Source organism: Terribacillus sp. FSL K6-0262 (assembly GCF_037977385.1).
In the GTDB taxonomy this organism is placed as follows: domain Bacteria; phylum Bacillota; class Bacilli; order Bacillales; family Amphibacillaceae; genus Terribacillus.
In genome coordinates this window covers 1,902,904-1,916,102 of record NZ_CP150277.1, presented here as the reverse complement: position 1 = coordinate 1,916,102, position 13,199 = coordinate 1,902,904, and the positions used below count along the sequence as shown (strand labels likewise).

Below are 13,199 nucleotides of genomic sequence, written 5' to 3'. Positions count from 1 at the left end.
TATATATGGATATAGGACACTTTCAAACGTAAAGGAAATCTTATATACTACTTCAAGTTCTTGACCCCTGTCTCCAGCATTTCCATCTGCAGCACTGTCTGTTCGTCCGTGATGGTTTTCTCTTTCCCATTGACGATGGCTTCATATACGTCATCGTATACCCTTCCATAATCGCCATCGACGGATTTCACTTTTTCTTCGTGGATGGTACCGTCCTCATCGATATAGGTGAGGACACCGTAATGCTGGAGTGTATCGATACCGAAATCCTTGTTATCAGGCATATAGAATAATTTCAAATGTTCTTCCTGACGGTCTTTGGTTTCTTTCACAAAGGTGCCTTTTTTGCCATGAACGACGAAGCTCGGTCTTTCTTTCAGTCTGAAGTAACTGGATTTAACCGATACCTTCAATCTGCCATAATATAAATCCAGATCAAAATAATCATTCATTCTTCCCTGACCCAATAATTGCCGCACATCGTAATGGACATGATCAGGCTTTCCGAAATAGCTGATGACCTGATCCAGGGTATGGCAGCCATGACCGTACAGATAGGACTCCGCAGGATCAAAGAAATGTGCGGACTCCGGTACTTCGGGCCGATAATAATCATAATGCATTTCCACTTCCAGCAAGTCCCCTAATTTCCCTTCCTCGATGACCTTCTGCACCGTCAGGAAGTCACTGTCAAAGCGTCTGTTTTGATATGCCTGCACTAGCAACCCTTTCTCTTTTGCCAATGCAAAGATTTCCTTTGCCTGCTGAGAGGTTTCCATAAAAGGCTTTTCCACCAAGCAGTGCTTGTCATGCTCCAATACTTGTTTGGCGTACGCATAATGGCTGTCGTGTTTCGTGCAGATCACAATTAGCTGGATGTCCTTGTCTTGTAATAATTCATTTACATCAGACGTGTAATGCACCCCTGCGATTTTATCCCAGTTATCACGATCGGGATTCCTCCGATAAATCGTCTTTACCTTTATATTCTCCCGCTGCAGTACAAATGGCAGATGATATCTATTCGTGCTTTTCCCATTTCCAATATAACCGATTGTAAGCATAGCAGCCTCCTAAGATATAGTGAATGATTCTGTTGTATGAAAAAGCACCCCCAAGGATGGATAAGTTCATCATACCAGGAGGTACTTCCCTTTTTTTATCGAATTACTTATTACATCAAACCGATGGCGTGGAAGGCAATACCAATCACGAACAATCCAAGGATCATCACAATCGGAGAAACCTTCTTCCTCAGCAGCCACATGCAAAGCAATGTGATCAAAAGTCCAGCCAAGCCAGGGATCAAGCTATCCAGGTTATCTTGCAGGGTGGTTACCTGATATTCGCTTAACGATCGGCCGGCGGCTTGCTGTTCCAATGCCGTCCTGATTCCTTCCGATCCCTCAGGCAAGTTATCCCAGTCAATATAAGCGCCTTCATCAAGCTTGACTTTCGATACGGTCGGTGTAAAGGCTACCGACACCCATCGGTTGACCAGCGACCCCAATATGAACATCCCGAGTATCGAGGCGCCTTTGGTTATATCCTGCAGCAGTCCGCCGGATAAGTCTTCGGTGATCTTGGAACCTGCTTTGTAACCGAGCTCCTGTGTATACCAGGTGAATCCCATGCGGATGAGGTTCCATAACACGAAGTAAAGGATCGGGCCGAGTATATTGCCGGTCAGAGCAAGGGAAGCAGCCAAAGCACCAAGGATCGGCTTCACCGTGAACCAGAAAGTCGGATCCCCGATACCTGCCAAGGGTCCCATCATCCCGACTTTGACCCCTTGGATGGCCTTGTCATCGACCGGCGCCCCGTTGGCACGTTCTTCTTCCAGCGCCAGCGTCACCCCGATGATCGGTGAAGCGACATATGGATGCGTATTGAAGAATTCCAAGTGACGCTGCAATGCCGCAGCACGATCTTCTTTTGTTTTATATAATCTTTTGATGGCGGGAATCATGGAAAATGCCCAGCCGCCGTTTTGCATACGTTCATAGTTCCAGGAACCTTGAATGAAAGTGGAACGCCACCAGATAGAAACACGATCTCTTTTGGATAACTTCAATTCTTGTGACATTGTTTTTCCTCCCCCTTTTTTAGTAGTTATCGATGATGTCGCCTAACGGATCGCCAGTGTTTCCGTTACCGCCATTACCTGAACCGCCTTGTTTCGTAAGTGCAAGATAGATAAGTGCAAGCGCAACCCCGATAGCACCAAGACCCAAAAGTGTGATCGATGGAATCGTCGCCAAGACAAAACCAATTGCAAAGAATGGCCATACTTCCTTTGTCGCCATCATGTTGATGACCATGGCATAACCGACAGCTACCACCATTCCGCCGCCGACTGCCAAACCGTCTGTCAGCCAGGATGGCATCGCTTCCAGCAAATCTCTAACCGGACCAGCACCAATCGCCACAATCAATGCTGCCGGGATAGCGATACGCAGTCCTTGCATGATGATAGCGATGACATGCCACATTTCAACTCGCCGGAAGTTCCCCTCCTTCGCTGCCGCATCCATCAGGTGCACTATCCCCGTTGCAAGCGTACGAACGATGATGGTAAGCAAAAGACCTGCCACAGCAAGCGGCACTGCGATTGCGATGGCAGAAGAAACGCCCGCTTCCCCTTGACCGCCTAAAACCAAAATGATTGCAGATGCAACCGATGCCAGCGCGGCATCAGGAGCTACAGCCGCCCCGATGTTTGCCCAGCCCAATGCGATCAGCTGCAAGGTGCCTCCCAAGATAAGGCATGGTACGACTTCCCCTGTAACCAAACCGATCAATGTACAGGCAATGATTGGCTGATGGAAGTGGAATTCATCCAGGATTCCTTCCACACCAGCCAAGAATGCCACGATAACAACTAATATGATTTGAATCATAGTCAAATCCATGATTATTAATCCTCCTTTTATGTGATCATCAGGATTATTTCTGTTTGTTCAATTCCGCTTGTGCCCTTTTCAAAATCTCGTCCATATTGCCCTTTGAGTCACCCGGAACTTTACGTACATCGAAGCTCACCCCATACTCTTTCAGCTTGGTGAACGTATTGATATCATCCTGGCTGAAGGCCAGCACCTTATTCGGCTGTACTTTGCCAGGTGAGTGCGCCATCGAGCCGACATTGATTGTCGTGAGCGGAACGCCTCCCTCAACCGCCCGGAGCGCATCCTGCGGGTTTTCGAAAAGAAGCAGTGCGCGCTGACCGCCAAAATGCTGATCATCTTTTGCAAGTTCGATCATCTTATGGACAGGAACGACATGCGCCTTTACACCGGAAGGGGCAGCCTGCTGGATCAGCTTCTTACGCAGATCATCCTTGGCTACTTCGTCAGATACAACGATGATGCGTGTAGGCCGTGTATTTTTTGTCCAAGCAGTCGCAACCTGACCATGCAGCAAGCGCGTATCGATACGTGCCAATACGTATTCAAATGTACCAGGGGCACCTGTATTCGATGGCCCGGCCGCGGCTGCAGCCGGAGCTGCCGGCTCGAGTTCCTCCGGTTTTACTTTTACCGCTTCTTTCGCACTGCCTAAAATATGCGCGGCAATCTCATGTGCCGTGTTCATGGAGAAACGAGATGCAAAGGTTTCGATCAGCATGGCTAAGTTCAAGCCAGCCACGATCGCCCATTTATCCTCATGCCCCTCAAGCAAGCTGTTGGCTTGATTGAAAGGTGTTCCGCCCCAAAGATCGACCAAGAATAATACTTCGTCTTGATTGTCGAAAGAGGCGATTGCTTTTTCCATCTTCAGCTTCACATCAGCAGGTCCTTCGCTCGGCATCAATGTAACAGCTTTTACATTCTCTTGCTCTCCAAAGATCATCGTCCCGGATTGCAGGATACCAGTGGCAAATTCCCCGTGAGTGGCAATAATGATTCCTACCATCTTTTAACCTCCTATTAGCATTTTTGAAAGCATGACTAAACTTGGCCAGCCCATCTAAAGCGGTTACATTCGATAAAAAACATAAAAAAGGCATGAGCAAAAAAGCAGATTAAAGGAAGGCATAGGTATGAATGGACCCTATACGTCGTTTTAATCAATACTTTTTCACTCATGCCTGATCGAATCAGTAACACGTAAAAAAATAATTGCAATGGCTATTTCATTTTAATTGCAAGCGCTTTAATTTAATGATAAAAAAATTTGCACCTTGCTTTAGTGAGCTTTCAAAGGTATTGTAGCACACCACTTTTGCCCTTTCAAGAAAAATTTCTTTTCTGCCAAAAGTCCTGGAAAAGCCGCTCCCAATCCGGGTTCCATGTGACTATATTACTTACTTGCTTTACTCTTCAACCCGCGTTTGACAACATCGAAGACACCCAGTGATTTGACCATATGGTTGGGATCTACGTATTCACGCATTGCCCGGAACACTCTTTTTGGGTCCTTTGAAGAAAATGTATATGTCCCATTCCGCTTTGTCCTGATTGCATAACGCGGAATCCATTTTCCTTTGAACAAAACCGAGGCAATCACGTAATCCACTTCTTCCCATGGAATCTGGATGAATTTACGCGCATCGCGATTATTAAAGAATTCGAATCCTTTATCCCCGATCATGATCTTGCCATATGCCGCCATCCCTATATGGGAAGTTGCATCGATGACCAAATCGACTTTTGTATTGATCGACTGTACCATTCTTTCTCCCCCCAGCCATTTGATGATTCTTTTAAACGTATTATACACGTTTTATCACTTGGAGCAACTCAGGACAGGATCCCCTGCCCAAAACAAGCATTTATTTTCGTTTGGTTCATCTACGGGAATTGTACTATACGTATATCGATATTTCATTGATACAGTTTATAAAACTAATTTATTTAATTAAAAAACACTTTGCAAATTCCTTGTAAACTACTGATTGTAAGGAGTAGTATATAAATGTGAATAATTTTTGTCCGCTTTTCATTATGATACAGATGAAATAAATAACTATAACAGTTTCCTTTTCCTGATGTTTTGCCGTTACGGCGATTCATTCGGGGCAGCTTGGTGATTATTTTCGTAAGTATTCATGATGAAAAGGGGTAAAAGGAAGTGACGGCTCGACTTAGCAAGAAATCGATGTTCCATGTTTGCAGGTATCAAGGGGATTACAGATTGTATAACTGACTATGGAGGGGTAAAACATGCCAAGAACAATAGCTGATTTATTGATTGATTCTTTATTGAATGCAGGGGTAAAAAGAATCTACGGCATCGTAGGGGACTCGTTGAATGCTGTATTGGATTCCATCAGACGCTCGGAAAGGATTGAATGGGTCGGCGTGCGCCACGAGGAAGTTGCGGCTTTTGCAGCAGGGGCAGATGCTGCATTGAATGACAGCATTGCTGTCTGTGCAGGAAGCAGCGGTCCGGGAAACTTGCATCTGATCAATGGCTTGTACGACTGCCATCGTTCCCGTATTCCTGTACTTGCGATTGCAGCGCATATTCCGAGCAGTGAAATCGGCAGCGAATACTTTCAGCAAACGCGTCCGGAAATACTCTTTAACGATTGCAGCCACTTTGTCGAGACCGTGCAGCGACCAGAGCAAATGCCCTTGATGGTGAATATGGCGATGCAGCAAGCCATCGCGAAACAAGGCGTTTCCGTCCTTGTTTTACCTGGGGACGTAGCAGGTTTGGATGCCAATGCCAAAGTTCCGCAAGTACCTGTCCATGTCTCCAAACCGGTCATTCACCCATCCCGGGAAGAGCTGACCGCCCTGGCGGATTATCTGAATGAAGGACAAAAAGTGACCTTGCTTTGCGGCGCAGGCTGCGAGGGTGCGCATGATCAATTGATGGAGCTTTGCGGCAAGCTGAACGCACCGATGGTGGTTGCGCTTCGCGGGAAAGAACATCTGGAATACGACAACCCTTATTATGCTGGTTTGACCGGCTTAATCGGCTATTCCTCCGGATATGAAGCCATGATGGATTGCGATGTACTACTCATGCTCGGCACCGACTTCCCATACCGTCAATTCTATCCGAAAAACGCAAAAGTCCTGCAAGTGGACATCCGTTCCGAGCATCTCGGCCGCCGTACTCCATTGACATACGGCCTTGTCGGGGATGTAAAACAAACGGTCGAGGCACTGCTGCCTCTCATTGAACAAAAAGATAATGAGAAATATTTAGAGAAACATGTAAAAGCATATAAGAAAGTCCGGGAAAACCTGGATAATCTTGCTGTCGGAAAACCCGGGCGGAAACCGATCCACCCGCAGTATTTAACGAAGGTTGTCAGCGATTTAGCAGATGAGGATACCGTCTATACATGCGATGTGGGTACACCGACGCTATGGGCAGCCCGCTACTTGCAAATGAACGGCAAAAGACGTCTATTGGGATCCTTCAACCACGGCACGATGGCCAATGCCCTGCCGCAAGCAATCGGAGCCGCCGTTGCGCAGCCAGACAGACAAACCGTCGCCCTTTGCGGAGATGGCGGATTATCCATGCTGATGGGCGATATGCTGACACTTCGCCAGCACAATCTCCCTGTCAAGGCAGTGGTCTATAATAACAGCGCCCTGAGCTTCGTGGAACTGGAAATGAAGGCAGCCGGTTATCCAGAAACCGGAACCGGCCTTGATAGCCCTAATTTTGCAGCCATTGCAGAAGCAATGGGAATCAAAGGCATCCGCGTGGAGGATCCTGCCGACCTGGAGGACGCCATAAAAGAAGCATATGAATACGATGGCCCAGTCATCGTGGACGCCGTCGTCAACCGCCAGGAACTGTCCTTGCCGCCTAAAATCACTTACGAACAGGCGCATGGCTTTACACTTTGGATGCTGAAGGCCGTATTGAATGGACGGGGAAATGAATTGGTGGAACTTGCCAAAACCAATTTAATCCGGTAATTATAGGTCTGATCCCATAATGGGATCGGACCTTATTTTTTATATAAAGAAAACCGGCTGGCAGCTGCCAGCCGGTTTTGCATCATTTAAGTTTGAATTCTGCTTTCTTGCCTTTGGAAATATCCTCAGCATTCTCATCGTACAAAGGTCCAAGCTCGATCTCGAATGCTTTATCCTTCCAGATCTTTTCGTATTGCTCTTTATCAAGCACAAAAACCTGGAGCAATTCACCGGATTCCCCGGCAGCAATGCTCTCCTGGTATTCATAAGGAGACAGCATGCGTTCACTCATTTGATACTGCGAGCCATCGTTTACATAAAGATTGGATCCCATGTTATCCAAACCAATATTATCGGAGCCTTTATTATCCACATTGAATTGGACTGTCAGCAAGACAACGCCATTCTTGAAATTCTCGAAGCGCGGCGCTTCATATTCATTCGGAGTGAATTCCGCGAATTGGTATCCATCCAATGTCACGGTGGCATCCCCCAGCTCCTGGCTTTGCCCGATGCCTTCCTTCTCCTCGATCATGGTTTTTTCGCCCATGTTATCAACAGATGCCAAATCCTGATAAAACACTGCATTTGCTTCTGTTTTTTCTGCTCCTTCTTCACTCAAATCGATAGTGAACTGCCCCTTCGTTCCAAGTGCTGTGCTTAAATCATCCGGATCAGTTGTCGGAGCAGGCACTTCCACCGTGACCGAACCGGATTCCATTGCTGTCTTCAAATGCGTTTCCCCCATCGGATAAGCATAAGTTCCAGTTATCGTTTCCCCTGCTTTAAGCTCGTATTTATTATCCGGACTCAGCTTGGTGGGCAGCTGACCTTCCTCCGGAATAAGATCCTTATAATTGTTGTAATCCTTTGTTGCCCCTGTAAAGCTCATATACATAAACGGTGTATAGTGAAGATCCTTGTCCGTGTCATTCTTGACTGTGTAGCTTGCCAAAATGACACCGCCGTTCGTCTCATCATTGAAAGGAATACTGTAGTCTGTATGGAAATCCTTCAGCTCGACAAGAGAATAGGAATCCAAGGAGACTGTCACCCCTTCCATTTCATGCGTCTGCGGCTCGGTATTTTCATAGAGAACCGTCGCTTCTTCTGCATCTGTTTCCGTCTTCATATAATCAATCAGTTCAGCGAAATCGGCTGCTTCTTCCTTACCATCAGAAGCATCCTTATCTGCATCAGCTGCTGTATCTACTGCTTTCGCCTCATCTTCACTGCCTGCAGCCTTCTCTTCGGCAGCAGCCGGTTCCTCTTCCGTACTTGCCTTCTTATCAGCACCACAGCCACTGATGATGAATACGGAAAGCAATGCGCCAAATAAAAGCATCCATTTCTTATTCATTTTTCATCCTCCATGTAAACTTATCCCAAATAGCGTACCATGTCCCGGGAACTTACAATATCAGTAAAAAGTAGTAAAAATATAGATGATTTTCCTCTTTTTTATATCCAGTGACCATATAGCAGTATAAAGTGCCTAAATGCTAGGATAATTGGGAGTACCCTGCTCATTTTCCACTTCCAGATTAACGAGTCCTTATGCCAAACGAGGAAATACAGACTTCTAGAATCGCATGATAATTCCATCAATACCCATGCCGAAATATATAAATAATGGAATTAAAACCAATAATATTCCTGTTTTTAGGGAGGTTAGTACTACAGGACATATTATCTCATATACAGATATTAATACCGATCCATATTCAATTCCTATAAGCAGTTACAGTCCTTGAAAGAACCGGCTCCTTCATAAAGGATGGAAAATGATCTAGAGAAGATGTGAATTAAATATATGAAGACAGATTGAATTTGAAGCATTTAGCAGGAACGCAGAATATTTTAGAAGAATTAACGCTAATTATAGCTTTAATATTTTAATGATGTGAACTCGCGGCAGAGTATTATTCATTGGCTCTATAATTAGGAGGTTTTTATGAAAAAGCTGATTTTCTCACTGGTACTTATCGCCACGATCATTGTAAGCGGACTAGCTGGGTATAGTGATTTAAAAAACACTGTGGAAAAAGAGGGAGATGCTGGAGCAATCATATTCACACCTAAAAGATTCGATAAGTAAAAAACGATATAGATACTGCCGCCCAAGCAGCTTAAAAAATACTTCTTGTACTCCAACTTTAAAGCTGACCTCCACGTCATCCTTTTCCACTCTTTAATTTTTCTGCTATCATCACTAATGCAACAATAAGAATGACGATATCCACCAATCCAAAATCAATGAAAGCTTCCCAAAATGATTGTCCATTGGCCACTCTATAAATAAATAGCCCGGCAGATAATAATGCGAAGTATACAAGCATATAGAAAATTCTCTGTGAAACCAAGCATATCAGCAGCCCCAGGATTATCAATCCTGTAATTACCCATCCCATGTTTTAGAGCCTCCCCTGATTCATTTATTTGTGACTTAAAGAAATATTCTACTATGAACAAATTAATAAAACCATCTTGCATAAAGGCCTTTCGTGCTTGTTATAAGTAGGGGTTGTCCTTGAACCCCGTTTACTTATGATACGGCTCCCCCTTAATAATCCGAAACGCTCGATAAACCTGCTCCACCAGCACCAGTTTCATCAGCTGATGCGGAAATGTCATTTTCGAGAACGACAGCGCATAGTCACTTCGCTGCATCACTTCTTCGCTCAGACCCAAGGATCCGCCTATGACGAATACGATCTTGCTCTTCCCGTATGTTGCCAGGCTGTCAATTTTCGACGCGAGCTGTTCGGATGTGATCATTTGTCCCTTTATTTCCAGGGAAATGACGTAGTCGTCGGGGTTGATTTTCGACAGGATGCGATCGCCTTCTTTTTGTTTGACGATTTGCATGTCGGCTTCGCTCAAGTTTTCGGGGGCTTTTTCGTCGGATACTTCGATCAGGTCGACCTTGGCGTAGGAACTCAGGCGTTTGGTGTATTCCTCGATGCCTTGCTTGAGGTATTTTTCTTTTAGTTTGCCGACGCTGATGATGGTGATTTTCATGAATATGCCTTCTTTCCGTTCAATATGTCTTTATCTGTCATTATATAGCGGATGGAGGGAGTTTACACGGTGTTTTATGAAGTATGGGGCAGGGTTAGCGAAAAATTTTAAATACGAAAATCGATAACATACTCATTCATCTGCTGTATCAGCGTTAACACTAGGTCACTGGAAACCCAAAAGCTATGCTCACTTTCTAGTATTAGATCAAAACATTGATCACAAAAAAGAGCAGCTAGAGCTGCCCTTTTGAAATGATTAAATGGAGTTTTTATATGCTTCAATCGCTTTATATCTTAATAACGTATGATTCTCATCGACCAAGCCCAATCGATAAGATTTTTTAATGATATTCATAACCTCATTCCCCAGTGCAGAATCAGATTTCTCAAATGCCCGTTCCACTCTGGAATCCCAATTGGCTTTGGTGTAATTATTCAAGGTGTTCTTTGGCTCAACTACTTCTCCTTTTTCTAGTTTTTCACAATAATCCTGAAAACTCATGGAGTACCGATTAGCTTCTGAGACTTGATTCCCCCCATAGTTTTCAGTGGCTAATCTGCTGAATGCTAAAAATCGGGAATCCTTTGTCACATCGCTGTATACGTTGGAGACTGAGTTAGTCATTGTTCATCACCCTCTCTATCAAAACTAATAGGCATAGCAGAAATTGGAGTACCTAACAGATGATCCAACCCTGTGATATTTACAGTATTTGTTGGAAGCTTATCCATAGGAATCTTCAGATAATAATAATACCCTTTCACAATCCTGTCTCGTCCTACAATGTAATCCGTATCATATCTGGTTGTACTGGGATAAATATTGACGCCTCCGCTGTTAATAAGATACCCCTTAGGATATCCCATAAAAAGTACCTTCAAATAAAGCGTGTCACCCTTAAGCGGTTTGCTCGCTTTCAATGAATTAGAAGGAATATTCTCCCAAACAAAATCATTTCCATCCGAAGTGATTGCTACTACTCTTACTTCTGTTAATCTTGGCGCAGTTGCAGCAGAAGCTGAATCCTTGAAGAACAATGGAGCAACGACTAACGAGATTAACAAAAACAAGGCTATAATTTTCTTCATGACTTCCTCCTTATTTTTCAGAAATTGTTAATCTCCTTTTATATCGGCATGAATATTAAATAATTAACATATAATTCCATAAAACCTAAATATTTTTGTATAAACATGGAATATAACACAATTTATGTCTCTTATTAAAGCATAAATATACCAACCACAGAAGTAAGGATCGAGCTGATGCCAATGATAAACGTGCTTTGCATGATAAAAGATGCAAGGCTGGACTTGAATGTTTGGATGTCGGGGTCGTTTTTCATTTGGCTGTCTGCGCGTTCGGCTGAACGTGATTTCCGGATCATGCGCTGTCCGATCATTTGAAAACCTTGGATCATTGGCGTGAGGAAGCCGGTGTTGAGAATGCGTGCGATTGCTGCAATGATAGTCAAAAGAAGTCCGATCAAAAATGCAGTGTTGGATACGTCGGCCAGCGAAAATGAGGCTGCCATTGTGACGCTGTACCAGGCAAGCATAGTCAGGAAGAAGAGGGATACCTTCCATTTCATATCTGCAAGCTCCTTTCATATGTATGGGAAAGCGGGACCTGCAAGAGATCCCGCTTTCCTTGATTATATACTATTCTGAAACTTTTTCCGCCCATTTCAGGTAAGGATAGCGGTTTACCGGGTATACAATGTTTTCGAAGTTCTGGGATGTCAGGTAGTTATTTGTATAATGGTAGATCGGGTTGAATGGCAGATCCTCCATCAGTACTGCTTCTGCTTGGTGCAGCAATTCGTAACGCTTGTCTGGGTCTTGTTCTACTTTGGCATCGGCCATTAGCTGGTCGTACTCCTCGTTCACCCAGTTCGTGCGGTTGTTCGGGCTGTCGCCCAGGTAGTAATCGAGGATGACCACTGGATCTACCAGGACGCCGATCCAGCCCATGCGAGCCATTTGGAAATTGCCCTGCTGGGTTGTATCCAGGTATGTTTTCCACTCTTGGTTCTCGAGCTTCACATCGATGCCGAGATTGTCTTTGTACATGGCTTGGACGGATTCTGCCACTTTCTTATTGTTTTCAGCTGTATTATAAAGGATGCTCACCTCCGGCAGCTCTGTCCAGCCTTCTTCTTCCATACCTTCTTCCAGCAGTTTCTTCGCTTCGGCTGCATTTTCTTCAAAGTACGCGCCGCCTGCTTCGCGGAAGTCACCCTCTGGTGTTTCGACACCTTCCGGGACAAATGCATACGCTGGTGTTTCCCCTGCTTTTGTCACGTTCTTCGTTAATGTTTCCCGATCGACTGCCATCGTGAATGCCCTTCTGATTTTCTCATTGGTGAATGGTTCTTTGTCGACGTTAAACATATACATATACGTTCCGAAGTATGGTACTTCGCTGTATTCCTCGGAATCCTTTTCTTGATCGATCACATCGGATGGCAGTGTCTGGATGAGATCCAGCTCGCCTGTTTTGTACATTTGATAATACGTCGTTGCATCATTGACCATCTTGTAGGTTACTTTATCCAGCTTGACGACATCGCTATCCCAATAGTCTCCGTTCTTCTCGATCACGACTTCGCTGTCATGCGCCCATTTTGTCAGCTTGAATGGCCCATTGCTTACAAATGTATCCGCTTCGGCAGACCACGCGCTGTTCTCTTCCACGACATCCTGTTTGACCGGGTAGAATGTCCACATCGTCAATAGTTCATCGAAATAGCCAAGAGGTGCTTCCAATTCCACGACGAGTGTTTTATCATCCTGTGCCGTTACACCGACATCCTCGACGGAGCCCTCGCCTTTGTTGTATGCCTCTGCACCTTTGAGGTAATACAGGTAGAAAGCAAAGGAACTGCCGGTGTCTGGGTTCAGCACCCGTTTCCATGCGTATTCGAAATCGCCTGCTGTCACGTTCGAGCCATCTGACCATTTGGCATCGTCGCGGATGGTGAACGTATACGTTTTGCCATCTTCCGATACATCGACATTGCTTGCCGCTCCCAAGACCGGGTTTCCGTTCTCATCTTTTGTATAAAGCCCTTCAAATACATGATCCAACACCCAGCCGGATGTCGTATCCGTTGCCAGAGCCGGATCCAAATCCGGCGGCTCACTCATCGCATTCACTGTTATTTCCTGCGCTATGTCTGCACTGCCGCCTCCTGATCCTTCGCTGCAGCCTGCCGCGAAGACGGCGACGGATACGAGCAATGCCAGGCTTTTCAGCCATTTTTTCATCGTAAATCCCCCTTTG

At 45.1% G+C, this 13,199-nt stretch carries 14 protein-coding genes; 2 read left to right on the top strand and 12 right to left on the bottom strand.

Annotation, left to right across the window (positions count from 1 at the left end; translation table 11 throughout):
• Positions 1-47: 47 nt before the first annotated feature.
• The 5 genes from MHI54_RS09980 to MHI54_RS09960 all read right to left on the bottom strand — a co-directional run bounded on the left by MHI54_RS09980 (position 48) and on the right by MHI54_RS09960 (position 4,674).
• A complete protein-coding gene (locus MHI54_RS09980) occupies positions 48-1,064 on the bottom strand; it encodes an oxidoreductase (protein ID WP_095216145.1) in 1,017 nt (338 codons plus the stop codon).
• Positions 1,065-1,174: 110 nt separating this feature from the next.
• The gene (locus tag MHI54_RS09975) at positions 1,175-2,086 is read right to left on the bottom strand and encodes a PTS system mannose/fructose/sorbose family transporter subunit IID (RefSeq protein WP_095216144.1); all 912 of its coding nucleotides are present in this window, start codon (positions 2,084-2,086) and stop codon (positions 1,175-1,177) included.
• Positions 2,087-2,105: 19 nt separating this feature from the next.
• A complete protein-coding gene (locus tag MHI54_RS09970) occupies positions 2,106-2,906 on the bottom strand; it encodes a PTS mannose/fructose/sorbose transporter subunit IIC (RefSeq protein ID WP_304442500.1) in 801 nt (266 codons plus the stop codon).
• Positions 2,907-2,946: 40 nt separating this feature from the next.
• Entirely contained in the window at positions 2,947-3,915 is a 969-nt protein-coding gene (locus tag MHI54_RS09965) for a mannose/fructose/sorbose PTS transporter subunit IIA (protein WP_340081398.1), read from the bottom strand.
• Between the two features lie 387 nt (positions 3,916-4,302).
• On the bottom strand, positions 4,303-4,674 hold the full coding sequence (locus MHI54_RS09960; protein ID WP_095216141.1) for a DUF956 family protein: 372 nt from the start codon (positions 4,672-4,674) through the stop codon (positions 4,303-4,305).
• A gap of 491 nt (positions 4,675-5,165) precedes the next feature.
• On the opposite strand from MHI54_RS09960, the gene poxB reads away from it, so the two are divergent.
• Positions 5,166-6,890: a ubiquinone-dependent pyruvate dehydrogenase gene (gene poxB / locus MHI54_RS09955; RefSeq protein WP_340081396.1), complete on the top strand. Its 1,725-nt coding sequence runs from the start codon at positions 5,166-5,168 to the stop codon at positions 6,888-6,890.
• An 82-nt stretch (positions 6,891-6,972) separates the two neighbouring features.
• On the opposite strand, the gene MHI54_RS09950 is transcribed toward poxB, so the two are convergent.
• The gene (locus MHI54_RS09950; RefSeq protein ID WP_340081395.1) at positions 6,973-8,250 is read right to left on the bottom strand and encodes a DUF5068 domain-containing protein; all 1,278 of its coding nucleotides are present in this window, start codon (positions 8,248-8,250) and stop codon (positions 6,973-6,975) included.
• Between the two features lie 594 nt (positions 8,251-8,844).
• Between MHI54_RS09950 and MHI54_RS09945 the strand changes: the two genes are divergently transcribed.
• The gene (locus tag MHI54_RS09945; protein ID WP_340081394.1) at positions 8,845-8,988 is read left to right on the top strand and encodes a hypothetical protein; all 144 of its coding nucleotides are present in this window, start codon (positions 8,845-8,847) and stop codon (positions 8,986-8,988) included.
• 76 nt (positions 8,989-9,064) lie between these two features.
• On the opposite strand, the gene MHI54_RS09940 is transcribed toward MHI54_RS09945, so the two are convergent.
• The 6 genes from MHI54_RS09940 to MHI54_RS09915 form a co-directional block, all read right to left on the bottom strand.
• Positions 9,065-9,301, bottom strand: coding sequence for a hypothetical protein (locus tag MHI54_RS09940; RefSeq protein ID WP_340081393.1), 237 nt, complete (start codon positions 9,299-9,301; stop codon positions 9,065-9,067).
• Between the two features lie 130 nt (positions 9,302-9,431).
• The gene (rlmH, locus tag MHI54_RS09935; RefSeq protein WP_095217090.1) at positions 9,432-9,911 is read right to left on the bottom strand and encodes a 23S rRNA (pseudouridine(1915)-N(3))-methyltransferase RlmH; all 480 of its coding nucleotides are present in this window, start codon (positions 9,909-9,911) and stop codon (positions 9,432-9,434) included.
• Between the two features lie 258 nt (positions 9,912-10,169).
• On the bottom strand, positions 10,170-10,538 hold the full coding sequence (locus MHI54_RS09930) for a hypothetical protein (protein ID WP_095217089.1): 369 nt from the start codon (positions 10,536-10,538) through the stop codon (positions 10,170-10,172).
• Entirely contained in the window at positions 10,535-11,002 is a 468-nt protein-coding gene (locus MHI54_RS09925; RefSeq protein WP_095217088.1) for a DUF4879 domain-containing protein, read from the bottom strand. Before MHI54_RS09925 ends, MHI54_RS09930 begins: the two co-directional genes overlap by 4 nt.
• A 134-nt stretch (positions 11,003-11,136) precedes the next feature.
• Entirely contained in the window at positions 11,137-11,505 is a 369-nt protein-coding gene (locus MHI54_RS09920; protein ID WP_095217087.1) for a DUF3899 domain-containing protein, read from the bottom strand.
• A 70-nt stretch (positions 11,506-11,575) separates the two neighbouring features.
• Positions 11,576-13,183 (bottom strand): peptide ABC transporter substrate-binding protein, encoded by a 1,608-nt coding sequence (locus tag MHI54_RS09915; protein ID WP_340081392.1) that lies wholly within the window; start codon positions 13,181-13,183, stop codon positions 11,576-11,578.
• Between the last annotated feature and the right edge of the window lie 16 nt (positions 13,184-13,199).